This window comes from Pseudomonas saliphila, assembly GCF_008638345.1.
Taxonomy (GTDB): Bacteria; Pseudomonadota; Gammaproteobacteria; order Pseudomonadales; family Pseudomonadaceae; genus Halopseudomonas; species Halopseudomonas saliphila.
This window is the reverse complement of the sequence record NZ_VTVA01000003.1, coordinates 210,023-233,337: the sequence shown is the minus strand read 5'-3', so window position 1 is coordinate 233,337 and position 23,315 is coordinate 210,023. Positions and strand designations below refer to the sequence as shown.

Sequence of the window (23,315 nt, the reverse complement as noted above, 5' to 3'; positions counted from 1 at the left end):
TGCTGACTGCGGTGCTGGGATTGTTCTACAAACTGCTACCGCTTTACGTGACGGTTGCCCTGGGGTGGATCGCGGGGCGCTATCTTCAGGCCAGCGGCCGGCACATTGCAGGCATCATGCTGTACATCGTCACGCCGTCGGTGGTGTTTTCCGGCGTGATGAGCGCGCCGCTCAGTATCGAGGTGGTGCTGCTGCCGTTTCTGGTGCTCGGCTTCTGTTCGATCATCGGCATAGGTCACCTGATCATCGCCCGCCGCGTACTCAGCGATGGCAGCGCCAGTCTGATTCCGCTCTCGGTGGGAACCGGTAATACCGGCTACTTCGGCGTGCCGGCAGCGCTGTTGCTGTTTGGTGAGCAAGGGCTGGGGTTGTATGTCGTATGCATGCTGGGTACCACTCTCTATGAAAGTTCGGTGGGCTTTTATCTCGCAGCGCGCGGCCGTTTCGGAGTGCGCGACTGCCTGATCAAGGTTTCCAGGCTGCCCTCGCTCTACGCGTTCTTTCTCGCCGTACTGCTCAACCTGAACCAGATCGACATCCCGGCGACCTTCGTACCGTTGTTTGATAACCTGCGCGGCGCCTACAGCGTGTTCGGCATGATGATCATCGGCATGAGCATTCTCAGCTTTCAAGGGCTCGCGGGTAATCTGCGGTTCACCGCGCTGGCGTTTTTCGGCAAGTTCATTGCCTGGCCGGCTCTGGCGCTGTGTTTCTGGTGGGTCGATAGTCAGTTCCTGCAGATCTACAGTACCGCTGTGTATCAGGCAGTATTGCTCATCTCCTTTACACCGATTGCGGCCAACACGGTGGTGATCGCCACGTTATTGGACATAGCCCCGCAGCAGGTAGCGGGGACCGCATTGCTCAGCACCCTGTTCGCGTTAGTGTATATCCCGCTAATGGTGTCCTGGCTGCTTTAGCGCGACGTATGAAATCGCTCAGAGCGGCAACGCGAGATAGAACTGTGCACCCTGTTCTGGCCGCGAATGCACACCGATATGGCCGCCGTGCAGCTGCACGATCTCCTTGCACAGCGCCAGTCCCAGGCCTGCGCCGCCTTTTTTGCGTCCCACCTGCACGAAGGGCTCAAACACACGGGCCTGCTGGCTGTAGGGGATGCCCTCGCCATCGTCTTTCACGCTGATAATAACCCGTTCGCCCTGGCGCCACGCCTGTAGGGTAATGCAACCGCAGGTCTTGCTGTGTCGGAGCGCGTTACCGATCAGATTGTCGAGTACCCGTTCGATCTGCAGGCGGTCCATGGGGACATGCGGCAGGGGCTCGGGGATGTCCACCTGAAGCTCGACGTCATGTTCCTGGACCTGGGTGGCGTTGCGCTGGCGCGTGTGTTCGAGCAATTCGAAGACATCGCAGGGGTGCAGCTCGATTTTTTGAACGCCATTCTGGTAGCGCGAGAAATTCAGTAGATCGTTGATCAGCTTGACCAGTCGTCGCATCTCCTGATCGACTGTTTGCACCAGTTCGAGCTGGCGCGGCCCGACATCCTTGAGCTGTTCCTGCAGCAAGGAGAAGGCCATGTGCATGCCGGTGACAGGGGTGCGCAATTCGTGCGAGGCACGCAGGACAAACTCGCTACGCACGCGCTCGAAGGCGCGCTGTTCGGTGACGTCGCGCATCACCATCACTGCGCCCTGAATCTGTCCATGCTGTTGCCCGAAGGGGGCCAGGCTGTATGCCAGCAGACGTGTTTCACCATTGGCCTCAATGCACAGATCTTCGATGGCGTGATCAAGCAGTCCAGCATTGAGTACCTGGTTGAGCTGCTCATCCAGCTCAGGTTTGTTCAAGGCTTCGCCCAACGTCAAACCGATGTGCTCACCGTCCCAGTCCAGCTGGCGCTGGGCGACTGGATTAAAGTGCTCTACGCGGCCATCACGGCCGATGATCAGCAGCCCATCGTTGATACTGTCGAGCACCGCACGTAAGCGGCGTTGTTCGGCTTGCAGCGCCTCGAAATCGCTGTGTTTGAACTCGCGAAGCGCCTCGGCCATGCTGCCGAAACGGCGACTCAGGGCAGACAGCTCAGCGATCGGGGAGAGCGGCAGCACGACCTTGAAGTCACCCCGCCCAATCTGATCCGCCGCCTGGGCAAGTGCCTCGATGGGGCGACCGAATCGCTGGGCAATACTGTGCGCTGTGATAAAACCGATCAGCAGCACGGCAAAACCAATCAGCCCAAGCAGCGACGCCATCAGCCAGGCCCGCTCACGTGACCGGGTTTCGGCGCGTTCGATATCAGATAGATAATGCGCCTGGACACGGTTGATACGTTGACGGAGCAGATCCAGTGCCTGACTGAAGGCGTCGGTGGAAAGGAGGGTATGGCGGGCAGTGACAGGACGGTCCATCAGCTCGCTGAAGTCTTCGTAACTGAGCGCGATTTCCTCGACCTCGATCCGGTCGGCCTCGTCCATTGCACTGCGTCGTGCACGGTCCAGCGAGTCCCGAAAGGCCTCATCGGCGGCCCGGATAGCTTCCGGGTCAGCGTCGCCAGACACCATGAGTACTGTCTGATTGCCGACCTGCTGATGCATGTTCATGGTCGCCTCGATGAACCCGATGTTTCGAGTCATCGCCTGCGTCTGGGCCTTGGTCAGCTGGATGACCCCGAAAATACCCAGCAGCAGACCCAGCAGGGCAACGGTCAATAGCGCGCTGGTGCTGAGGAAAAGGCGGTTGCGCAGATTCATAGATCCAGTTGCTTTCGCTTGCGGTAAAGCGTCGAGGCGTCGATTCCCAGGGTTTTTGCTGCCTGTTCGAGGGTTGAGCTATTAGCCAGTACCGCAGCAATGTGCGCGCGCTCAAGTTCGACCAGACTCATCTCGGCACCGATGCGCGGGGCGCTGCTGATGGCCATCTCGGCCAGCCCGAGATGGCTCACCTCCACGATATCTTCGCTGCAGATGATGGTTGCGCGCTCAATGACGTTGCGCAGCTCACGGATGTTGCCCGGCCATTGGTAGGCCATCAGCGCCTGCCGTGCAGCTTCACTGAAGTTTTTCGCAGGCCGAACGTATTCCCGCACAAAATGCGCCATGAAACGGTCAGCCAGCTCAAGAATGTCTTCGGGACGCTCGCGCAGCGGCGGGAGAGTGATGGTGATGACGTTCAATCGATAATAGAGGTCCTCGCGGAACTGCCCATTCTGAACCATTTCCGCGAGATCCAGATTGGTCGCCGCTAACAGCCGCACATTGGCATGACGGGTGACCGGATCACCGATACGCTCATATTCCTTGTCCTGAATAAAACGCAACAGCTTCGGCTGAACCGCCAGCGGGAAATCACCCACTTCGTCAAGAAACAGAGTCCCGCCATCGGCCTGATTGACGCGCCCAAGCGTACTCTCGTTGGCGCCGGTGAAGGCACCACGGCTGTGGCCGAATAGCTCACTTTCCATCAGATCGCCGGTCAGCGATGGACAATTGATGGTCACAAAGGGCTTGGCGGCACGCTTGCTCCAGCCGTGAATCAATCTCGCGAGCTCGCCCTTGCCGGTGCCTGATTCGCCAAGAATGAGAATGTTGGCGTCGGTCGTGGCGACCTGGCGGGCGGTCTGGATGATGCTCATCATCGACGGGCAGCGGGATGTCACGCTGTCGCTTTGTTTGCGCACCTCGCCTTCCAGGGCTTCGAGACGGGCGGCCAGCTGTCGCACTTCGAGCTGTTTGGCGGCAGCCAGACGTAACTGATCAGGACTGCATGGTTTGACCAGATAGTCGGTGGCGCCGGCATGCATGGCGTTGACAGCGGAATCGACAGCCGAATGTGCGGTGACAATTACCACGCGCATCCAGGGTGCCTGGATACGCATATGGGCAAGGACGTCCAGGCCGTTATCCTCGCCTAGCCGCAAGTCGAGAAAACAGAGGTCAAACACTTGCTGCTGAATGACTGCTTCAGCCTGGGCTGCGCTGCTGGCAGTAATGACCTGGTAGCCTTCATCTTCCAGGCAGTAACGAAAGGTGCGAAGGATCGCTGCTTCGTCATCTACGAGAAGAATGCGTCCGCTTTTTTGTTCCATCGTCTCCATTGTTCCTGTTCAGGCCGGCTATCCACGGCGGTCCAAAGGTCATCATGCAGTTTGCATGATGACAGAGGTCGGATCATGCAAGCTGCATGCTGGCCTTATACCACCCAATATCTTAACTGTTTGATTTATATAGATTAAAAACAGTTACGCGGGTGGCACGCGAATTGCCAGTATCACTCTACATCTTAATCCGGAGGTCGCCGTCCGACACGTTGCAAGACGCAGCAAACCAGGACACGACTGGGCGACAGACGGAGGATGTTACATCAGATAAGGCGTGAAGAAACCCGCTTGTTACATCGCTTTGTATATCTGTCAGAACGCCAGCCACAGGGCAAGGCGTAGCGGATGATCGAGCTGAGCGTATCAATGATTCGCTCTACAACGAATTTGGCATGGTCAGGCTGCAATGCGGCCAGACAGAAGGAGATTCAGGATGAAACCGAGATATTGGGGAATGTTGTTGCTGGGCAAAAGTCTTGCTGTGAGCGCCGCTTTGCTGCTGGTGGTGGGAGCTGAAAGCAACGCAAGCATACAAGAGCCACACGTATCCACGCTGTCCCAGCAGATCGTTTACTCGCGCCCCGGGACTGCGTCGACCGCATCAAACATAACCGAGCAGACAGACGGTCCGCGCTGGGTATTCTGAGCCGTTCAGGATTGCTCTGCGTGGGCTCTACAGATCACAGACACCTCTTGGTTTTCCTGCGTGCGTGCCAATCTAGCGTGTCCGCCGGGAGCTGCGCCCAAGACTATCAAGGAAATGGAATGCTAAGCTGGGCTGTTGCGTTTCTTGTCATTGCCATTACCGCCGCTGTGCTTGGATTTGGCGGCATTGCGGGGACGTCCACCGGTATCGCCAAGGTACTGTTTGTGGTGTTTCTGGCGATGTTTGTGCTGGCTTTCATCTCCAGTTATCGGCGGCGCTTGTAGCGGCTTAGCTGCGGGCCAACACCTCGGCATAAATGTGCTTCACCCCCCGGGCGAAGCGTTCAACCGAATAGTCGCGGGCAAAATCCCGAGCATTGACGCCCAGGCGCCGCCGCAGGGCTTCATCTTCCATCAGTTCGGTGATCTTCGCCATCCAGGCCGATTGGTTGCCCGCCGTCTTGTATCCGTTGAATCCCTCCCTGATTACATCGTCGGTACCGCTGGAGCGCACAGCAACCACCGGCAGCCCCGCAGCCATCGCTTCAAGCAACACCATGCCCTGGGTTTCCGATTTGGAGGTGAAGACGAACAGATCGCCAAGCCCGTAATAGATTGGCATCTCGGCGGGCGCGACACTGCCCAGCAGCGTTACCCAGCCGACTAGCCCCAGGTCGTCGATGCGCTGCTGCAGGCGTCCGCGTTGATGGCCGTCGCCGATAATCAGCAGCCGAAACGGCTGGTGACTGGATCGTTTCAGGGCTGCCGCAGCGTCTATCATGAGATCCAGATTTTTTTCGTTGGAGAGCCGCGAAACGCTGAGTAGCACCAGCTCATCGCCGATCTTCAAATGCTGACGCAGCGCCCGAACTCGTTCCGGCGGTGTCTGCAGGAAGCGCTGGTATTCAATCCCGGTCGGCTGGACAAAGGTCGGCGTCTTGACCCCGATCATCCGCAAGTATTCCTCTGCCGAATAGGTCGGCACGATGATGCCGTCGCACTTGTTGGCGAAGCGTTTGATCAACGCATGGGAAATGAAGTTGCGAAACAATCTGCCCGGTAACGGAACGAAGTGAGCGTAATGCTCAAGCCGCGTGTGATAGGTGTAAACCACTGGAACCTTGAGGCGCTTGCCCAGGTATAGCCCGAGTGAGCCGACCCAGACGGGGTGGTGAACATGGATGATATCGGGTTGGAAACCTTGCAGCTCACGGCGCACGCGGGGCAAAAAGATATTCGCCAAGCGGAAATCGCCCGGTTTACCGAAGGCCAGGAGTGAGGGGAGACGCAGGGTGTCTGGTTCGACTTCAGGCTGGTCACGATAGCGTGGAGCAATCAGCAACACCTTGTTGCCGAGCTCTTGAAGGCCCAGCCGTAGCCGTTCGATGGAGATGGGTACGCCGCCTATGAAGGGCAGGTAATTGTTGGTAAACATGGCCACGCGCAGGGGTTTGTCGAGCCATGGTGCGGGATTGATATCGAAATCCCGGTAATAGCTGCGCTCGGTAAACAGCAGCAAGTACAAGCGGATCGCGATCAGACTCAGCAGTGATACCAACAGCAGGAAATTGACGAAGCCGACATAGAATAGTGAATAAAAGAAGAACCACAGGCCCTCAACGGTGGCCCAGAACGGATGCTGTCCGATCATCAGCGGGACCAGTTGCGTCTCCACCGATTCGGGCGTCACGGAGACTTCTACATAGTGATGGAAGCTGTCGGCATCGTTCAGAATCAGTCCGCCGGCACCGCCGGTCGTGATATAGCGGGTGCCGTCGAGCACTTGCTCGGAAAATACCGGAATATTGGCGGAAAACACCGCATCGACCTGATGCTGGCGAAACAGCTCGAGCAGTTCAACGCGAAACGCTTCGGGCTGCAGGTAATCATCATCGCGTACGAAGAACCGGTTCTGCTTGATTGGCAGCAGGGGGTGGCCAGTGAAAACCAGGGTATGCATGGCATCGCTCTGCTCAAACAGGTCCTGCAGCCAGTGCAGTTGCCAGCGATAAGGGGTCTTGCCGGTGCTGTCGAGGAAAATGAGGCGTGTGTTGCCGGCGCGCACCGAATACAGGTGGGGGCCGAAGTCTTCGTAAAAGCGGAAACTTCCGAAATTCGAGAACTCGTTAGGGCCAAAGGTCAGCAGAAACGGGATATCGAGCTTGTCGAGGGTGCCGTGCAACGATCGGTATTTGTCGTCGCCACCGCTACTCACTGCATTGCCGGCGGACACGATGAATGCCAGGCCTGACTGATTCAGCTGCGGTACAAAGGTCCGTTCAAAAATGCCCACCGAGTTGTTGATGTTGCCCACCACGGCAAAGCTGAAGCTATCCTGGCCGCGCAGCTGAGCGTCGATTTCCAGTAGCTGCTCAGCATGTATTGCCTCGACATCGGGCTTGTACAGATTCAGATAGATCTTGTAGCCGACGAGTATCAGGAGCGTCAGGACGTTTACGTAGAACAGTGCTTTGAGCCGAATGTTGCGGCGCTTCATGAATGCGTTTTGCGGCTGAGCTCGCACTGCATGACCACCAGTCCGACAATCATACCCAGGTAAATTGTCAGCACTCGCCAGCCGATCGTTACCAGCAGCAGGTGGTTGGCCCCCAGCATGCCACTGAAGAAACTACCGAAAAGCCCCTCGGAGATCCCCGATGCGCCGGGTGTGGGTGAGAAATACATGACAAATGTGGTTACCACCAGCAGGCCGACACTGACAAGGTAGTCGATATCGTAACCCAGCACGAAAATCAGCAGGGCAGGGAAGCTGAACAGGCTCAGCAGAAAAACCAATGTCGACAGGACCGACAGGATCAGGTTGCGCTTGGAGCCGCGTATGTAAATGCTGAATGAATGGGAAAACCGGAGCATCTCCCTGCGAACCTTGTATTGCCAGTGGCGGTGTCGCGCGTCTTTGAGCAGACCGACTCGATGTGCTCCGCGGAGGATCGTGCTGATCGGCATTATCAGCAGGCGGGCACGCAGCAACAGCACGGCGAAAAACCCCAGGTAGAGCGTGATGACCACGGCGAGCAAGCCACCCACTCGGCTGATGATTGTCTGGTTGTTGAGATGGTCGAGGGTCAGCAGAAAGATGGGTGTCAGCCCAAAGATGAAAATCACCGCCAGGATGGTTCTGATGGTCGTCGCGGCGGTAGCCGTACCCAGCCGAACGCCGTGTCGGCGCAAATACCATATCTGCGCTACACCGCCCCCGGTTGCCATCGGCGTTATGTTGGAAAAGAAGATATTGACGAAGACCAGCCGAAAGACCTCGCGCAGAGCGATCTGCTGATCCAGCGCTCGCAGGGTGTAATAGAGGCGCAAGGCGTCGGACAGGTAGTAAATGCCGAGCAGACCGGATACCGCAAGCAGGAACTGCCAGCTGAGCAGCCGATAATCAAAGCTCAGGCTCGTGTTCGGCATCTGCTGATAGACCGCCCAGATACCCAGGCTGCTCAGGCTGATGAACAGCAGACTCAGCCCCAGCAGGCGTTTTGCTGAGGTATTCGGCAGGGTGTCGATCGCGTGCTGTGGGTCGGACATTCAGCGCCTGTAGGGTGTTAATACGTTTTCGAGGAAAGGAGCATCGTCAGTGTTGTCGCATGAATCGAGCCTGGCGCGCGCCATGATAATCCGATTGTGCGATGACGGGCTCGGCAGGCCCGTTTGCTGGGGTGTGCCAACGAGCAGAGACGAGCATTTGAATGAGAAGTCTTGCAGAGGTTCCGTGATTTCGGAGTGAACGGCGGGTTGTAAGTTCCGGTTAACCCGTTACAATAGCGCGGCCCGTCAAGCATGGGCACGCTATGGTGGTCCTGTCGGTCCCCTCGCAATGATTCGCCGTGAACCTGGTCAGGCCCGGAAGGGAGCAGCCACAGCGGTTACATCGTGTGCCGGGGTGTGGCTGGCAGGACCGCCACCCATAGCTCTCTGGTATTGCCCCCCCCCTTATCTGTTTCCCAGCGACCCAATTGATACCTGGTTGTCACTCGTTGTCCTACCTGTTTCACAGGCTTAGAACTCTAACCTCTTTTGTGTTGCCCCCTAATAATTCAACGAGCTAACCTTCGGCCCTCATCGTCTGAACCGATGGCTTATAGGTTGGGTCAATATTTGTAACGCTTTGTTGATCTCAGGCGGGGACAGCCTCAAAAGGACGAAGAAGATGACTATCTCTCCACCATAGTTGCTCTTGCACTCTCGAATACATCACCTGTTTGAGATGAACGCCTTTAGCAACGTGGCGGGAGAAAGTTGTGGAATTCAGAAGAGATATCAACGGGCTTCGGGCCGTAGCGGTCGTATTGGTCGTATTGTTCCATTTCGGCCTGCTTGGCATGCAAGGTGGCTTTATTGGCGTAGACGTGTTTTTCGTCATCTCGGGGTTTCTGATGACGGGAATAATCTACTCCAGGATGGAAAAAAACACCTTCACCATCCCCCGATTTTACCTCGACCGCTGCCGTCGAATCATTCCTGCCCTGGCTTTTGTCTGTGTATTCCTGTTGATGGTGGGCTGGTTCCTGCTTTTGCCTGCCGATTACCAAACACTCGGAAAGGAGGTGCTTGGGAGTCTGGCCTTCGTTTCCAATCTTATATTCTGGAAACATGCAGGTTACTTCGAGCAGGCCTCGCATGATCAATGGCTGCTGCATACCTGGTCGCTGTCCGTTGAGTGGCAGTTCTATCTCATCTACCCGGTCCTGATCGTCGCGCTGCGTAAGGTGGTCTCAGCGGCGAATACGCGGTGGTTTCTCTGGGCCATGCTGATTTTTTCCTTCGGATTATCGGTATACGCCTCGGGCAAGTGGCCGACCTCGGCATTCTTCCTGCTGCCGACGCGTATGTGGGAGATGCTCGCCGGAAGCCTGATTTACCTTTATCCGATGACCTTTGGCAGGCGCACCGGCAAAACGCTGGAGATCGCCGGGCTGCTAATAATCGTCGTGTGCGCGGTCAGTTTCAGTGCCGAGACTCAATGGCCGGGGTGGTTGGCTGCGCTGCCGGTATTCGGTGCGGCGCTGGTCATAGCCTCCTCTCAGCGTGAATCCCTATTGACCGGCAACCGTGTCGCGCAGTTTCTCGGGAAAACGTCCTATTCCCTGTATCTCTGGCATTGGCCCATAGCGGTGTGGTTGTTTTATTTCGGCCTTGAGCACGACATGCGCTGGGTTCTGCTTGCGGTAGCAGCATCGGTGCTGGCAGGTTGGCTGTCTTTTACCTTTATCGAAGGATTGGCCGGCAGCAAGCCGCGCTATGCACCCGCTCTGAAACCTCGTTCACTGATCGGTGGCCCGGTTGCCGCGGCCTGTGCACTTGCCTCGATTACCTTTGTGGCGAATGGATTCCCGGACCGTATGAGCGAAGAGTTCAGGCGCACGACCGCTGATCTGGTGATGCCCTGGAAGCAAAGTGGGTGGTGTTTCCACAGTGTGGAGACCTTCCCTGAGCTCGAGGTGGGTGAGGCGGGGCTGGGCTGCGAACTGGGTGATAGATCGGCCAAGGTCAAGGGCCTGCTGTTCGGTGACTCCTTCGCAGGGCATTACGACCCCTTCTGGGATGATATCGGCCAGCATATGTCGATGAAAATCCATTCGGTTTCCACCAACTGGTGTTATCCCAGCCTGGGCGAAGAATATACCGGCCATTACACCGGGCGAGGCTATCAGCAGTGCCTGTTTAACCGCAAATATCTGGAGGACAACCTGTCCGACTTTGACTTCGTCGTGTTCGCAGGCCAGTGGGGCGCGGTGCATGACAAGCAGCAGATGCAGGGCGTATTCGATGCCGTCGCCATGGCTGCGGACAAGTCAGCGCTGGTGATCCTTATGCCTGCGCCAACCAATTTTGATGTCAACGTCAAGAACATGTATCAGCGCAGCCTGCTGTTCGGTACAACCTTCGATATCTCGCGCTTTCATAAGGAGCGAGACGAGGCGGCGCGCGCGGCCAATCTGCAGCTGGCACAGCTGGCGTCACAGTTTGCTAACGTAATGTATTTCGACCGGGATGCGCTATTCAACGTGGATGGCGTGCCTTCTGATGTGACCCGCGAGAATATCCCGTTCAGTCTCGACGAATCGGGCCACATCAGTGTCTATGGCGCCAGGATGGCGGCGCGCGCTTTCCGTCAATCCAGCCTGTTCGACGAGTTCGCGGATATGGCAATGGATCATGTTGAGCAACGGATACCCGAGCGTCGCTACGTTAGTAACTGATGATCGGTTGGGAGGGGCGATCCACGCGTTCCGGTGGTTCTGGGCGGTCGGGCGCGTCTCGCATTGTCGGTCTGCTTTGGTTAAAGTACCGCATTGCCCAAACCATCAGAGCGGACTGCAGATACCCCGATGAGTTACCAGGTTTTAGCCCGAAAATGGCGTCCGCGCCTGTTCCGCGAAATGGTCGGTCAGACCCATGTGTTGCAGGCGCTGATCAACGCCCTGGACCATGATCGCCTGCACCACGCCTACCTGTTTACCGGTACCCGCGGGGTCGGCAAGACGACTGTGGCCCGTATCCTCGCCAAGTGTCTGAATTGCGAATCGGGCATCACGTCAGAGCCCTGCGGTGTCTGCTCGGCCTGCAAGGAAATTGATGAAGGGCGGTTCGTCGATCTGATCGAAGTGGATGCGGCCAGTCGCACCAAGGTCGAGGATACCCGCGAGCTGCTCGACAACGTGCAATATGCGCCGTCACGGGGCCGGTTCAAGGTCTACCTGATCGACGAAGTGCACATGTTGTCCAGTCACAGTTTCAACGCCCTATTGAAAACGCTGGAAGAGCCGCCGGCACACGTCAAGTTTCTGCTCGCCACTACCGATCCGCAAAAGCTGCCGGTAACCATTCTCTCGCGCTGCCTGCAGTTTTCCCTGAAAAATATGCTGCCTGAGAAGGTCGTCGAGCACCTTCGGTTTGTGCTCGGCGAGGAGCAGGTTCCCTTCGATGAGGAATCTCTATGGCTATTGGGTCGTGCTGCTGACGGCTCGATGCGTGATGGATTGAGTCTGACTGATCAGGCAATTGCCTTTGGTAATGGGGCACTACGGGTTGCCGAGGTGCGGAGCATGCTCGGCACCATCGATCATGGCCAGGTGTTTGGTTTGCTGGAGGGGCTTGCGCGAAGTGATGCAAAACATTTGCTGGCGCTGGTAGCCGAGCTGGCAGAGCAGGGCGCCGATTTTGCTGGGGTATTAGCCGAGCTCATCTCGACGCTGCAGCGTCTGGCAATCGCGCAGGTCGTGCCTGAAGCCATCGATAACAGTCTGGGCGACCAGCAACGGGTCGTTGAACTCGCCGGCCAGATTAGCGCGGAAGATGTGCAGCTGTTTTACCAGTTGGCATTACACGGCAGACGGGATCTGCCCTTATCGCCTGACCCGCGTGGGGGGTTCGAGATGGCCTTGCTGCGCATGCTGGCGTTCAAGCCTGGCACGCTCAGCGATGCTGCCGTGCCGCCACAGGCGGCCCCTTCGTCGGGAAAGTTGCCGGGGTTCAGCCAGGCCAGGGCTGAACCCGAATCGGCCACGGCCACGGCCGCTGCGTCTAAGGCTGTGGTCGGGCCGCAGACAGCTCCCGCTAAAGGCATTACAACTGCGCCGGTTGAGCCATCGCTCCCAGCGTCGTCTTCCGCCGCCCCGGTAGTCCAACAGCAACAGAGCACAAGCTCCCCTGTTGCTGAGCCGCAGCGGGTTGAACCGAAGGAAACCGATAGCCCAGTGGCTCCCGAACAGCTCGCAGGCCATGCACCCGCAGCGGTAACCAATCACCCACTTAAAAGCGGTGCACCGGTCAAGCCACCCTATGACGAGGCTCCCGCCGAGTGGCTGCAAGTACCGCCAGCGGACGAGGCTGCCGAGCAGGGCGACTACGATGATGAGGAGCAACTGGACGTCGGCCAGTATCTCAATGATTGGCAGGTGTCGGAAAATACCGGCCCTGCGTCTGACGCAGCAGCGGAGATCGATGAGGTCAGTGACCTGCCACCAGCGACAGGTGTCGCGGCGCAGTGGCTGGAACTCTATCCATCGCTGCGCCTCAGCGGGCTCACCCAGAGTATCGCCGCGCATTGCCAGCTGGTGACATGCGCAGCAGAAAGTTGGACGCTGCATCTGGACCCGGGCCACAGCGCGCTTTATAACGAGAACCATCGGCTTCGTATCGAACAGGCGGTGGCAGATCAACTGGGATCGCCGGTGAGGATCGAGGTCGATGTCGTCGCGCCGACTCAGGAGACACCGGCCATTGCGACGGCCCGGCGTAAGGTGGCGCGACAGAAAGAGGCCGAGGCCAGCATTCAGTCCGATCCGCTGGTGCAGAGCCTGGTACGCGATTTCGCGGCGCAGATATGCGATGACAGTATTCGCCCGCTTGATACATAGAAACTTTTAACTGAGGACGCGATCATGATGAAAGGTGGCATGGCAGGCCTGATGAAACAGGCTCAGGAAATGCAGGAAAAAATGGCGAAGATGCAGGAAGAACTGGCCAACGCCGAGGTCACCGGTCAGTCCGGTGCAGGCCTGGTATCGGTTGTCATGACTGGTCGCCACGATGTGCGTCGCGTCAGCATTGACGACAGCCTGCTCAGCGAAGACAAGGAAGTGCTTGAAGACCTGATTGCCGCGGCGTTTAACGATGCCGTGCGCAAGCTGGAAGCTGAAAGCAAGGATAAGATGGCTGGAATGACCTCGGGCATGAACTTGCCTGAAGGTTTCAAGATGCCATTCTGAGGTAACCAACAAGGAATTCAATGAGTTTCAGCCCCCTGATTCGCCAGTTGATCGACGCCCTGCGAGGACTGCCGGGCGTCGGCCCAAAGACTGCTCAGCGCATGGCCTTGAACATGCTGGAGCGTGACCGGAATGTCGCCCGCCATCTTGCGCACGCGCTGGAGGCCGCAATGGATGGAGTAGGGTATTGCTCACGCTGTCGCATGCTCAGTGAGACCGATATCTGCTCGCTGTGCTCCGATCCACGCCGTGACGATGGCCTGCTCTGCATTCTGCAGAGCCCGGCCGACGTCTGGGCTATCGAGCAGGCTGGCGGATTCAACGGACGCTACTTCGTACTGAAGGGGCATCTGTCGCCGATTGATGGTCAGGGGCCGGAGGAAATCGGCATCCCTGCTTTGCTGCAGGCGCTGGAAGGCAGGGAAGTCACCGAAGTCATATTGGCGACCAATCCCACAGTCGAGGGCGAAGCGACCGCCCACTACATTGCCAACTTGCTGAGACCCAGGGGGATCCGGGTCTCACGGCTGGCCCATGGCATTCCGCTAGGAGGCGAGCTGGAGTTCATTGATGGCGGTACGCTGGCGCATGCCCTGGCGGGGCGTACGCCTATCGCTTGACCTGAACCACCTATCAGCCTGCGAGTTGACCACTACGGTAATCGCGCAGTGTCTGTTCAATCTCCTCGCGGCTGTTCATGACGAATGGCCCGTATTGCACCACGGGTTCCCTCAGTGGCTTGCCGGCGAGGATTAACACGCGTGCACCGCCAGTGCCAGACAGAATGGAAAGCTGCTCGCCAGCATCCAGTCGTCCAAGCTGGCTCGTCTGCAGATCTGCTTCACCAATCCGAACAGCGCCTTCGTAGACGTAAACCAGCGCATTCAGGTATTCGGCTATCGATGTATCGAAAGCCTGATTTGGTTCCAGATGCAGATCGACATACAGGGGCTCGGTGGGCTTGTCCTGAATCGGACCAGACAGAGTCTGATTCGCGACCCTGAGCGTGCCTGCAATCATCTTGAGCTGGCCGCCCGGAATGCTGTGGAAGGGGAATGCATCCGCCGGCATATCCTGATAGCTGGCCGGTTGCATCTTCTGCTCGGCGGGCAGGTTGATCCATAGCTGAAAACCACGCATCAGGCCTGAGCTCTGCTGCGGCATTTCCGAATGGATTATTCCCCGTCCTGCCGTCATCCACTGCACACCGCCGGGCTCCAGCAATCCCCGGTTGCCGAGGTGATCCTCGTGCAGCATGCGACCCTCGAGCATATAGGTAACCGTCTCGAAGCCGCGGTGCGGATGGGAAGGGAATCCGCCGATGTAATCCGACGCTTCGTCGGACCCGAACTCATCAAGCATCAGAAAAGGGTCAAAACGTTCCGGACCCTGACCGCCAAACACCCGAGTGAGTTTGACGCCGTCGCCGTCCGATGTGGCTCGGCCGGCGATTTTCTCGACAAGTTGTCTTGTACGTAGAGCGGACATAAAAGCACCTCCGTAAGGATATGCTTCTTAGTCTATGGGCAAAGAAACTGATTTAATAACGCGAAAAGTTCAATGAACCTATCGATAATATCGATTACTCGGCTTGCTCATCTTCCCGCTCGAGTTCGGCGATAATGCGGTCATAGGCCTCGCAAGCGCTGTGGCGGTCGCGGGTAGGGTCACGTTCCTGGAAATCCAGCAGCTTCTGATGGAGCGCGGCGGCCTTCTCGGGATCGTTATCAGCGATACGGTTAATCGTTTCCGCAGCCACTTCCGCCCGGTGCATTGCGTCTTCGGGGGTACAGGTTTGCGCGTAAGTGGGGAGGGCAAAGGCGGAAAGAACGCAGGCGATTGCCAGGCTGTTACGAATTGTCATCTTGAACCTCGTGTACCCATCAAGGGCTATATAAGGCTGTATGTTAGCGCTTCGCTGCTTCGTGTCCAAGCGGCCTGCGTCTGGCTGCGGCGTTTGGGCGCAGCGCCGAGCCTGACCCCCAGCTCACCCCTGAACAGGCAGACCCCGCGTCAGGATTGGGTGGCAAGCCTGTTCGGCAGGGGGAAGAGGGTGGTATGTGGCCCGGGCAGGTCTGGCTCAATTAGGTGAGCACTTCAACGTGGCGGTGGATTTCACATCCCGGTAGCTGCCTTGTAGATGCAGTGTCGCCTGTCTGCCGGGCGCAATATCGATGGCTCGGGACGATTTCATATTAGGTTCATTCGGAGCCGGCTTCAGCTGGCAGAGAACGTTTGCCTCGGTGTTGTTGGTGACGCGGACCAGATCGATTCCGGTCGCGTCAGGTCCGCGCGTGGCATCGGTATTGACGATCCGGCTATCAATGTCGAGCCCGTTGAGTTCAAGGTTCAACGAGGCTTGGTTAGCCGTGACCGTGAGGGGCAGGCAGAGCGCGATCCCGCAGGCTTTGATGAGCGTGTTCATGGTGGTCTCCGCCTATCCATAGGTATGTAGTCTTAGGAAAGCCAGCCAATCACCATAGTTCCTCAAACGCTACAGGCCTGAACGCAACAAGGCGGCCGGAGCCGCCTTGTTGGTCTATTCGGGAGCGCTAATCAATAGCGTTCTAACCAATGAGCATAGGGGGCTGGCAGTGTCCAGGAAGGCTTCTCGATACCCAGCTCCCGGCCTGCCTGGTAGCTCCAGTTGGGGTTGGCCAGATGCGCTTTGCCGACCAGAACCTGATCCAGCTGCCCGGTTGCTACTGCCTGTTCCGCCACCTTGGGGTCACCAAAGCCCCACGCCGAGGAAACGGGAATGCCGGCTTCCTCTCGAACTCGCTGAGCTATCGGGCCCATGAACCCTGGAGCCCAAGGCACGCGGCCCTCTGGGATAGTAAAGCCGATGCTGACGCTGAGCAGATCAAGCCCGCCGGTTTTCATCCGTCGTGTGAGGTCGATTGATTCGGCCAGGGTCTGCCCGTCACGTCCGTCGAACTCGAGAACCCCGAAGCGCGCGGTCAGAGGCAAGTGCTCAGGCCATACTTCGCGCACCGCCGCCAGAGTTTCCAGCAGGAAGCGACTGCGATTTTCAAAGCTGCCGCCGTATTTGTCGTCACGCTGATTGGAATGTTCGGAGAAGAACGACTGCGCCAGATAACCGTGGGCGAAGTGCAGTTCAAGCCACTCAAAACCCACGTCGCGGGCACGAATGGCGGCATTGACGAAGTCATCGCGCACTCGGGCAATGTCATCCAGCGTCATGGCTGTGGGCTGCTTCGGCAGATTGGCCCCGAAGGCAATAGCAGAAGGAGCAATGGTCTGCCAGCCGAGGGGATCGTCGTTAGGGATGTGATCATCGCCTTCCCAGGGTCGGTTGGCACTTGCCTTACGCCCGGCATGGGCAATCTGAATCCCCGGGACCGAACCCGCCGCCTTGATGGCTTTAACCGCAGGGATGAACGCCTGTGCCAGCTGGTCGTTCCAGATGCCGGCGCAGCCGGGGGATATGCGGCCTTCCGGTGAGACGGCGGTGGCTTCTACCACGACCAGTCCAGCACCGCCGCGGGCCAGCGAGGTGAGGTGCACCTGGTGCCAGTCGTTGATCAGGCCGTCGTCGGCTGAATACATGCACATCGGTGGAACGGCAATCCGGTTGCGAAGGGTGACGTCCTTGAGTTTGAAAGGCTGAAAAAGGGCGGACATGGAGAACTCCTGTGGAGCGAAGTGAAAAAATGACTGATTTTGCAGAGGTCTATGTTTCTGTAGTTCGATAATATTAGAACTATGGTCCTCGAGTAAAGCTCCGTGTACTATTCGGGCCATGAGACCTTATAAACACCCCCCCGCCAGCGAGTTGGTTCTAGAGCGAGTGCTATATGCCCTCAGCGATCCAGTGCGTATGGAAATTGTCCGCAAGTTGGCCGAAGTCGATAGGGCAAGTTGCGGAGAGCTGGACGGTGGCCGCCCCAAATCGAGCATGTCTCATCATTTTCGGGTGTTGCGTGACTGTGGACTGGTCTGCACCCTGGCGGTGGGCACCATGCATATGAACTCGCTACGCCGCGAGGAGCTGGATCAGCGCTTCCCCGGGTTGTTGGACGCTATTCTTGCAAGCGGCTGATGCGGCCAGCGCAATCACCCGCGCGATCAACTGACAGCGGCAAGTTCGCGCCGTTCCTGGCGCATGATCGCCAGCAACAACAGCATACCGACTGCCATCGTGCCTGCCGCGATGAATAGAGCCCCGCGATAGCTACCGCTGATCGTGGCGATGTAGCCCGCCATTGCCGGTGCTGCAATCTGCGCCACCCCATAACTGAGTGTCAGGCGCGCCATGGCTTTGGAGGGGTTGGCCGGGAAGTGCCGGCCAATAATCGACAGCGTCAGGCTAACAATGCCTACGAAGGTGATGCCGAACAGTGCCGCACTGAGCAGATTGGCAAAGGTGTCAGCGCTCACTGCAGGAAGCAGGATGGACAGAATCTGTAACCCGTAGGCCATCAATAGGGCGTATATGCCTCCTATTACGCCTGCAATGCGGTCCCAGAGAAAGCTCGCAGGTGCCGCAGCCAATCCTACCACCACCCAGACCCAGGGGCCGTTACCCGCGAAGACAGGTAACTGCTCGACGATGGCGACGATAAAGGTCGCGCTGATCACGAAGCCAACCCCAGCGCAGAAATACGCGGCAATAAACAACCACATCCACCGTGAGGAGGGTGCCAAAGGTGTCTGTATTGCCTGGGTCTTGGTGGCGTGCGCGACGACGGGAACAGGTGCCGGCAACCAGAACCAGGCCGGCAGAAAGAATAGGATGCCAAGCAATCCCAAACCTATCCACTGGCTGTCCCAGGTGAGTGCGCCAACCATGGCGCTGACTGCCAGCCCGGAGACTACGATCCCGGCACCGAGTCCGGCGAAATGCAGTCCCAGCTCGCCTTTGTAGCCATGGTTGATCAACCAGTTGAGCACCAACCCGGATGCGATGAGCAGTCCGCCGGCGCTGGATACCCCAGCGATGAAGCGTAACGCAACCCACAGATACAGATTGTCTGTGAAGCCCATGGCTGCCGTGCTGACAACTGCAATCAGCAGGCCCGCGCGATAGAACAGGAACTTGCGCTGGAGATCGTTGGTTGTTGCAGCGAGCAGCGCTCCGGCCATGTACCCCATGTAGTTGAAGGTGGCCAGCCAGCCGCCCGCCAGATCGCTCAGACCGGCGCCGTCCCGCATGATCGGCAACAACGGTGTGTAGGCGAAGCGGGCCAGGCCAACGGTTAGTATCAACGCGCATATACCGGCGAGTATCACCCGGGTACGGTCAATGGAGCGGGTAGCGCATAGAGCTGTGGGTGACGACATGCGGGTCTCGTTTGTCTGGCAGGCGTACAAGAGTCGCGATTTTTACAGCAAATGGCTATTCGACCAAGGCAGGTTATCGGAGCGATCCATGACCAGAAAGCCATGGGCAGGTTCCTGCGATCAGCTCAGCCCGGTGAATTGCGCAAAGGGGTTATTGCACGCAATTTTGAACCCGATGAAGTTCACCCGAGGGTTGGGCTGATCCTGCTTGGCCAGATAATCGGTTGTCACCAGGAAGTCCGTCACCAGCTTGCGCTCGAACTCATCGACCTTGGCGTTGGTGTAACGGGTTCCCAGCCCGGTGCCCGAGCGGATTCGGTAGAGCCCGATGACTGCCATCAGCTTGTCGGCGCCATAGTGCTCGGCAAAGGCATCGACGAAGTTGTTCTCCTGTTCCTCATCCATTTGATAATCGCCGATATACTCGTGCAGCAGAGCGGGAATAAAGCTGTGGCTGTCTTCGAATACGATTGCCGCCGAGCCCAGCGCCGCCACGCTTACCGTGGCAGCCGATAGAGCCAGAAATTTTCGTCGATTCATGGGCGCTCCTTAACTGTAAAGTCGTGCTGCTGCGCGGATAGACAGCGCCGCCGCGGTCAGACTGGGATTGGCGGGGGAGCAGCTCGGATAAGTCGACGTCCCAACCACCATCAGGTTGCGCTTGCTATGGTGAATCATGTCGCCATCAACCACCGAGCCGTCGCCGTTTTTGCCCATACGCAGCGTACCTTGCACATGTGACTCGGTTACGCGCTTGCGGCGATAGTGGATCGCCTCAACCGGCAACGGTGCAAGCAGCTCCCCCAGGTGCTCGATTGCGTACTCCAGGCCTCTGGCTGCGTAGCTCGATTCGCCGTGATAGTTGATGATGGCGTTGCCAGTGTCGGGGTCCAGCGTGATGCGATTATCCACGTGCGGCAGATCTTCGGTCGCGAGCATCAGGGGCAGGGTTTCATTCCAGCGACCACGCTCGGTACGTAGCCCATGGGGCCAGCGGTTTTCGAAATAAACCAGGCAGGCGGAGCGCTCCTTACGGAAGTCGCCGTCATAAAACGCGTAGTTCAGACCGGTAGTAATGGTGCTGCCGTCGAAATTGCCCAGTCCGTTGAGGTAGACCTCGACATCGGCGCCTACCTGCTCATGCAGACCCATGCCAGTCTGGCCGTGGGCGATATCTGAGCGCAGCAATATAGCCGGGCTCTGGATGGCGTTGGCGCCGAGCACGAACAGGTCGCCGAATACCTTGAATTCTTCACCGTCGGCGACAATGGTCGCGCCGCTGATGGTATCGCCGGCATATTCCAGCGAGCGGACTTCGCTCTTCAGACACACATCCACCTTGGGATGGCTGTACAGCGCAGCGAACCCGTTTTCGGCCGTGAACTTGGCATTGACCGGGCAGAGGTTGCAGGTGGCGGTGGCGCAGCAGGCATTGCGGGTATCGGTAGCCACGCGGGCGCGCCCGGTGGGCATGATGAAATGGTGGTCAGGCATGGCGGCCTTCATCAGCATATCGATCGAGGAGCCCTTGTGCGGAGGCTGCGGGAAATCCTGACTGCGCGGTAGCATCCGGCCCATATCGGGATCGCCGGCAATCGACATGATGTCTTCGGCATGGCAGTAGTAGGGCTCAAGCTCGTCATAGCCGAACGGCCAGTCCTGGCCAACGCCGTAGCGTGACTGTGTTTCGAAATCGTGGGGATGGAAGCGCGGCGTTTGCGAGTACCAGCAATTCATCCCGCCGCCCAGTGCAATGGTCATGTTCCAGGGTTTCTCGCCCCGGTTGGTGTAGGTGTGCTCTTGGCTGATGACGGAATTGCGCTGCGCTTCGATCTGCCAGGCCCAGGGGTGAAAGTCGCCCCATTCGATGATCAGCGCCCGGCCGTCAAGATGCTTGAGGGCTTCGTTGAGGAAGAAGGTGGAGCCGAAACCGGATCCAATGACCACTAGTTCGTAGTGTTTTTCATGTATGGCTCGTGCGCTGACTCTGTTTATATCCATGACGATCCTTGCTGGCGGGCGACGCGTCGGTCGCCCACCTCTTTGATTTTTATCCAAAAAAAAGCGCATCGATCCTTTGGTGTCCGTCGCGCCACTGTCTTTGAGCGGTGTCAGCCGCATCAGTTCACCCAAAAAGGTGATTTGATCCCGGGTGGCGTAACAACTCACCGACATACGCCTTGCATCGAATGGGGGAGTCGAAGGAAGCGCGCTAGCGTGCCGAATTTTTTGTTGCGGCGCCGTTAAACAGTTGGCGTCCGGGTTTAAACTGGATGAAATTGTGTAGCGAGTGACCGATATGAGCCATGTTCTGCACCGCAGCCTTGTTCAAAACTATCCAACCGCCGTCAAGGGCGATGGTGTCTATCTGATTGACTCCACCGGCAAGCGCTATCTGGATGCCTGCGGCGGTGCAGCAGTCTCCTGTCTCGGCCACAGTGATCCGGCGGTGATCGCCGCCGTGCAGCATCAGGTGGGCGAACTGGCCTATGCGCACAGTTCTTTCTTCACCTCAGAGCCGATGGAGCAGCTGGCGGATTTCCTGGCAGCCCGGGCGCCGGGCGCACTGGACTACGTGTATTTCGTGTCCGGCGGCTCGGAAGCCATCGAGGCTGCTCTGAAACTGGCACGCCAGTATTTCGTCGAGAAGGGCGAGCCCGAGCGCAGGCATATCATCTCCCGGCGGCAGAGTTATCACGGCAACACGCTGGGTGCGTTGGCGACCGGCGGCAACCTGTGGCGCCGTGCCCAGTTCGAGCCGTTGCTGGTGGAAACGCACCAGGTCAGCCCCTGCTATGCCTACCGCGAGATGCGCCCGGGCGAGACCGAAACGGTGTTCGCCCGCCGCCTGGCTGATGAGCTTGAAGACAAAATTATCGAGCTGGGTCCGGAGCAGGTAATGGCGTTCATTGCCGAGCCGGTCGTCGGCGCCACCCTTGGCGCGGTGCCGCCGGTGGCTGATTATTTCCGGCTGGTTCGCGAGGTATGCACGCGCCACGGTGTGTTGTTTATTGCCGACGAAGTGATGTGTGGCATGGGGCGCACCGGCAGTTTGTTTGTATCGACACAGGAGCAGGTTGAGCCGGATATGCTGTGTGTCGCCAAGGGATTGGGCGCTGGCTATCAACCGATTGGCGCGACGTTGGTCAGTGAGCAGATTGTCCGGACCCTGCGTGAGGGCAGTGGGTTTTTTCAGCACGGACACACCTACATCGGTCATGCGACTGCCTGTGCCGCCGCGCTAGCCGTGCAGCAGCAGATTGAGTCGCGGCAGTTGCTATCGCGCGTCGTGAGCATGGGCCGCAAGCTGGACGCCTGTCTCCGATCAGAGCTGAGTGATTTACCCTACGTCGGGGATATCCGGGGGCGCGGGCTGTTCCGGGGCATCGAGCTGGTGCGCGACCGTGATACCAAGACGCCATTCGACGCAGAACTTAAGCTGCACGCGAAGATCAAATCGAAGGCGATGGAGCTGGGATTGATGTGTTATCCAATGGGCGGAACCGTCAACGGCCGCGACGGCGACCACATTCTGCTGGCGCCACCGTTCATCATCGAAGACAGCCATGTCGATGAAATTGTCGGGCGACTCGGCGAGGCCATCCGGTCGGTCATGCACACAATCTGAGGGAGAACTACATGTATTCTCGGTTGAGCGAGCTACGTCCTGAAGCAATGAGCCTGAAGCAGAAGGAGGTTCTGGAGGAGATACTGCGCGGGCCGAGGCAGAATCTCGACGGCCCCTTTCTGGCCTGGATTCACAGTCCTGAGCTGGCCAATCATGCGCAACGCCTCGGCGCGTTTTGCCGCTATCACACCTCGATCCCACTGCGTCTGAGCGAGCTGGCGATTCTGACGACCGCAGCGCTCTGGCAGTCTCAGGCCGAATGGCTCATTCACGAACCCATTGCACGCGAGAACGGCGTGCAAGCAGATATCATCGAGGCTCTGCGTAGCGGCCGCGAGCCGCAGTTCGAGGACGAGCAGGAAAAGACGGTCTATCTGCTTACCCTATCGCTGTATCAACAGCGCCGGGTACCCGAGCCGCTATACAAGCAGGCCCGGGCGCTGTTTGGCGAGTCAGCACTGGTTGAACTGGTGGGTATCCTCGGCTACTACGCCATGGTTGCCATGACCCTGAACGTGTTTGATGTCCGGCTGCAAACCGATCAGCCACTGCCTTTTCCCGAGCCCAAGCTCTAAGCTATTAGCTATTCAGCTCACTGAGCATCTCCGGTGGAACATCGCGGCGGTGGGCGAGGCTGGTGTCGCCTGTGTCAGGGTGGAACACGATCAGGATTTCCCCGCGTTCAAGTTGCTTTTTCAGTTGGCTCACCCGTTTCTCCAGGGGCGCGTCGAAACCGTTGTCGGTGCCGTCGCGGGTGACAAAATCCTCAAGCATGTTTTCCAGGATCGTTGGGTCGAGCATGTGGTGGGGTATCAGCATGGCGTCTAACTCTCATATGACTGTCTGATTGGGTGCAGATGGTACACTGCCGCCCCTTTATGGGCGCGTCAGGCGGACACTGCAGGCATGGTAACGGTCTTTGGCCGCCGCTTTTGGTGTCTCGTTC

22 protein-coding genes and 1 other RNA gene are annotated in these 23,315 nt (G+C 58.1%); 11 read left to right on the top strand and 12 right to left on the bottom strand.

Features of this window, described 5'->3' with window-relative positions; translation table 11 throughout:
• Positions 1-2 precede the first annotated feature (2 nt).
• Positions 3-920, top strand: coding sequence for an AEC family transporter (locus tag FHK95_RS05005; protein ID WP_150303610.1), 918 nt, complete (start codon positions 3-5; stop codon positions 918-920).
• Between the two features lie 18 nt (positions 921-938).
• On the opposite strand, the gene FHK95_RS05000 is transcribed toward FHK95_RS05005, so the two are convergent.
• Together FHK95_RS05000 and algB are read right to left on the bottom strand one after the other, a co-directional pair.
• A complete protein-coding gene (locus FHK95_RS05000; protein ID WP_150303509.1) occupies positions 939-2,711 on the bottom strand; it encodes an ATP-binding protein in 1,773 nt (590 codons plus the stop codon).
• The gene (gene algB, locus FHK95_RS04995; protein ID WP_150303508.1) at positions 2,708-4,054 is read right to left on the bottom strand and encodes a sigma-54-dependent response regulator transcription factor AlgB; all 1,347 of its coding nucleotides are present in this window, start codon (positions 4,052-4,054) and stop codon (positions 2,708-2,710) included. Before algB ends, FHK95_RS05000 begins: the two co-directional genes overlap by 4 nt.
• Before the next feature lie 436 nt (positions 4,055-4,490).
• Between algB and FHK95_RS04990 the strand changes: the two genes are divergently transcribed.
• On the top strand, positions 4,491-4,703 hold the full coding sequence (locus FHK95_RS04990) for a hypothetical protein (protein ID WP_150303507.1): 213 nt from the start codon (positions 4,491-4,493) through the stop codon (positions 4,701-4,703).
• 119 nt (positions 4,704-4,822) lie between these two features.
• Positions 4,823-4,987, top strand: a complete 165-nt coding sequence (locus FHK95_RS04985) for a DUF1328 domain-containing protein (protein WP_150303506.1) — start codon at positions 4,823-4,825, stop codon at positions 4,985-4,987.
• A 4-nt stretch (positions 4,988-4,991) separates the two neighbouring features.
• Here FHK95_RS04985 and FHK95_RS04980 read toward each other — a convergent pair whose 3' ends face one another.
• Complete coding sequence (locus FHK95_RS04980; RefSeq protein ID WP_150303505.1) at positions 4,992-7,199, bottom strand: glycosyltransferase; 2,208 nt, start codon at positions 7,197-7,199, stop codon at positions 4,992-4,994.
• The gene (locus tag FHK95_RS04975; protein ID WP_150303504.1) at positions 7,196-8,251 is read right to left on the bottom strand and encodes a lysylphosphatidylglycerol synthase transmembrane domain-containing protein; all 1,056 of its coding nucleotides are present in this window, start codon (positions 8,249-8,251) and stop codon (positions 7,196-7,198) included. The genes FHK95_RS04980 and FHK95_RS04975 overlap by 4 nt, the downstream gene beginning before the upstream one ends.
• 273 nt (positions 8,252-8,524) lie before the next feature.
• Here FHK95_RS04975 and ffs point away from each other — a divergent pair.
• From ffs to recR, 5 genes are all read left to right on the top strand, one after another.
• Positions 8,525-8,621, top strand: an RNA gene (ffs, locus tag FHK95_RS04970) — signal recognition particle sRNA small type.
• A 343-nt stretch (positions 8,622-8,964) separates the two neighbouring features.
• Positions 8,965-10,926 carry an acyltransferase family protein gene (locus FHK95_RS04965; protein WP_150303503.1) on the top strand — a complete coding sequence of 654 codons (1,962 nt, stop codon included), beginning with the start codon at positions 8,965-8,967 and terminating at the stop codon, positions 10,924-10,926.
• Between the two features lie 129 nt (positions 10,927-11,055).
• A complete protein-coding gene (gene dnaX / locus FHK95_RS04960; protein ID WP_150303502.1) occupies positions 11,056-13,086 on the top strand; it encodes a DNA polymerase III subunit gamma/tau in 2,031 nt (676 codons plus the stop codon).
• Between the two features lie 24 nt (positions 13,087-13,110).
• Positions 13,111-13,437 carry a YbaB/EbfC family nucleoid-associated protein gene (locus tag FHK95_RS04955; protein ID WP_150303501.1) on the top strand — a complete coding sequence of 109 codons (327 nt, stop codon included), beginning with the start codon at positions 13,111-13,113 and terminating at the stop codon, positions 13,435-13,437.
• A gap of 20 nt (positions 13,438-13,457) precedes the next feature.
• Positions 13,458-14,057 carry a recombination mediator RecR gene (gene recR / locus FHK95_RS04950; protein WP_150303500.1) on the top strand — a complete coding sequence of 200 codons (600 nt, stop codon included), beginning with the start codon at positions 13,458-13,460 and terminating at the stop codon, positions 14,055-14,057.
• Between the two features lie 13 nt (positions 14,058-14,070).
• On the opposite strand, the gene FHK95_RS04945 is transcribed toward recR, so the two are convergent.
• The 4 genes from FHK95_RS04945 to FHK95_RS04930 all read right to left on the bottom strand — a co-directional run bounded on the left by FHK95_RS04945 (position 14,071) and on the right by FHK95_RS04930 (position 17,082).
• Positions 14,071-14,925, bottom strand: coding sequence for a pirin family protein (locus FHK95_RS04945; RefSeq protein WP_150303499.1), 855 nt, complete (start codon positions 14,923-14,925; stop codon positions 14,071-14,073).
• 94 nt (positions 14,926-15,019) lie between these two features.
• Positions 15,020-15,301 carry a hypothetical protein gene (locus FHK95_RS04940; protein ID WP_150303498.1) on the bottom strand — a complete coding sequence of 94 codons (282 nt, stop codon included), beginning with the start codon at positions 15,299-15,301 and terminating at the stop codon, positions 15,020-15,022.
• A gap of 216 nt (positions 15,302-15,517) precedes the next feature.
• Positions 15,518-15,862, bottom strand: a complete 345-nt coding sequence (locus FHK95_RS04935; protein ID WP_150303497.1) for a hypothetical protein — start codon at positions 15,860-15,862, stop codon at positions 15,518-15,520.
• A 131-nt stretch (positions 15,863-15,993) separates the two neighbouring features.
• Positions 15,994-17,082: an NADH:flavin oxidoreductase/NADH oxidase gene (locus tag FHK95_RS04930; protein ID WP_150303496.1), complete on the bottom strand. Its 1,089-nt coding sequence runs from the start codon at positions 17,080-17,082 to the stop codon at positions 15,994-15,996.
• 118 nt (positions 17,083-17,200) lie between these two features.
• On the opposite strand from FHK95_RS04930, the gene FHK95_RS04925 reads away from it, so the two are divergent.
• Positions 17,201-17,500, top strand: coding sequence for an ArsR/SmtB family transcription factor (locus FHK95_RS04925; RefSeq protein ID WP_150303495.1), 300 nt, complete (start codon positions 17,201-17,203; stop codon positions 17,498-17,500).
• Between the two features lie 26 nt (positions 17,501-17,526).
• Here the strand turns inward: FHK95_RS04925 and FHK95_RS04920 are convergent, their stop codons facing one another.
• The 3 genes from FHK95_RS04920 to FHK95_RS04910 form a co-directional block, all read right to left on the bottom strand.
• Positions 17,527-18,741: a YbfB/YjiJ family MFS transporter gene (locus tag FHK95_RS04920; protein WP_150303494.1), complete on the bottom strand. Its 1,215-nt coding sequence runs from the start codon at positions 18,739-18,741 to the stop codon at positions 17,527-17,529.
• A 120-nt stretch (positions 18,742-18,861) separates the two neighbouring features.
• Positions 18,862-19,281, bottom strand: coding sequence for a hypothetical protein (locus tag FHK95_RS04915; protein ID WP_150303493.1), 420 nt, complete (start codon positions 19,279-19,281; stop codon positions 18,862-18,864).
• 9 nt (positions 19,282-19,290) lie between these two features.
• Positions 19,291-20,742, bottom strand: a complete 1,452-nt coding sequence (locus FHK95_RS04910; RefSeq protein ID WP_150303492.1) for a GMC oxidoreductase — start codon at positions 20,740-20,742, stop codon at positions 19,291-19,293.
• Positions 20,743-21,040: 298 nt separating this feature from the next.
• Between FHK95_RS04910 and FHK95_RS04905 the strand changes: the two genes are divergently transcribed.
• A complete protein-coding gene (locus FHK95_RS04905; RefSeq protein WP_150303491.1) occupies positions 21,041-22,369 on the top strand; it encodes an aspartate aminotransferase family protein in 1,329 nt (442 codons plus the stop codon).
• An 11-nt stretch (positions 22,370-22,380) separates the two neighbouring features.
• Positions 22,381-22,944 (top strand): carboxymuconolactone decarboxylase family protein, encoded by a 564-nt coding sequence (locus FHK95_RS04900; protein ID WP_150303490.1) that lies wholly within the window; start codon positions 22,381-22,383, stop codon positions 22,942-22,944.
• 4 nt (positions 22,945-22,948) lie between these two features.
• Here FHK95_RS04900 and FHK95_RS04895 read toward each other — a convergent pair whose 3' ends face one another.
• Positions 22,949-23,188 (bottom strand): YheU family protein, encoded by a 240-nt coding sequence (locus tag FHK95_RS04895; protein WP_150303489.1) that lies wholly within the window; start codon positions 23,186-23,188, stop codon positions 22,949-22,951.
• Positions 23,189-23,315: the final 127 nt, after the last annotated feature.

Coding starts and splice junctions, on each gene's coding strand:
- FHK95_RS05000 (WP_150303509.1), bottom strand. CDS start 2,711: ATGAATCTGCGCAACCGCCTTTTCCTCAGCACCAGCGCGCTATTGACC.
- algB (WP_150303508.1), bottom strand. CDS start 4,054: ATGGAGACGATGGAACAAAAAAGCGGACGCATTCTTCTCGTAGATGAC.
- FHK95_RS04990 (WP_150303507.1), top strand. CDS start 4,491: ATGAAACCGAGATATTGGGGAATGTTGTTGCTGGGCAAAAGTCTTGCT.
- FHK95_RS04985 (WP_150303506.1), top strand. CDS start 4,823: ATGCTAAGCTGGGCTGTTGCGTTTCTTGTCATTGCCATTACCGCCGCT.
- FHK95_RS04980 (WP_150303505.1), bottom strand. CDS start 7,199: ATGAAGCGCCGCAACATTCGGCTCAAAGCACTGTTCTACGTAAACGTC.
- FHK95_RS04975 (WP_150303504.1), bottom strand. CDS start 8,251: ATGTCCGACCCACAGCACGCGATCGACACCCTGCCGAATACCTCAGCA.
- dnaX (WP_150303502.1), top strand. CDS start 11,056: ATGAGTTACCAGGTTTTAGCCCGAAAATGGCGTCCGCGCCTGTTCCGC.
- FHK95_RS04955 (WP_150303501.1), top strand. CDS start 13,111: ATGATGAAAGGTGGCATGGCAGGCCTGATGAAACAGGCTCAGGAAATG.
- recR (WP_150303500.1), top strand. CDS start 13,458: ATGAGTTTCAGCCCCCTGATTCGCCAGTTGATCGACGCCCTGCGAGGA.
- FHK95_RS04945 (WP_150303499.1), bottom strand. CDS start 14,925: ATGTCCGCTCTACGTACAAGACAACTTGTCGAGAAAATCGCCGGCCGA.
- FHK95_RS04940 (WP_150303498.1), bottom strand. CDS start 15,301: ATGACAATTCGTAACAGCCTGGCAATCGCCTGCGTTCTTTCCGCCTTT.
- FHK95_RS04935 (WP_150303497.1), bottom strand. CDS start 15,862: ATGAACACGCTCATCAAAGCCTGCGGGATCGCGCTCTGCCTGCCCCTC.
- FHK95_RS04930 (WP_150303496.1), bottom strand. CDS start 17,082: ATGTCCGCCCTTTTTCAGCCTTTCAAACTCAAGGACGTCACCCTTCGC.
- FHK95_RS04925 (WP_150303495.1), top strand. CDS start 17,201: ATGAGACCTTATAAACACCCCCCCGCCAGCGAGTTGGTTCTAGAGCGA.
- FHK95_RS04920 (WP_150303494.1), bottom strand. CDS start 18,741: ATGTCGTCACCCACAGCTCTATGCGCTACCCGCTCCATTGACCGTACC.
- FHK95_RS04915 (WP_150303493.1), bottom strand. CDS start 19,281: ATGAATCGACGAAAATTTCTGGCTCTATCGGCTGCCACGGTAAGCGTG.
- FHK95_RS04910 (WP_150303492.1), bottom strand. CDS start 20,742: ATGGATATAAACAGAGTCAGCGCACGAGCCATACATGAAAAACACTAC.
- FHK95_RS04905 (WP_150303491.1), top strand. CDS start 21,041: ATGAGCCATGTTCTGCACCGCAGCCTTGTTCAAAACTATCCAACCGCC.
- FHK95_RS04900 (WP_150303490.1), top strand. CDS start 22,381: ATGTATTCTCGGTTGAGCGAGCTACGTCCTGAAGCAATGAGCCTGAAG.
- FHK95_RS04895 (WP_150303489.1), bottom strand. CDS start 23,188: ATGCTGATACCCCACCACATGCTCGACCCAACGATCCTGGAAAACATG.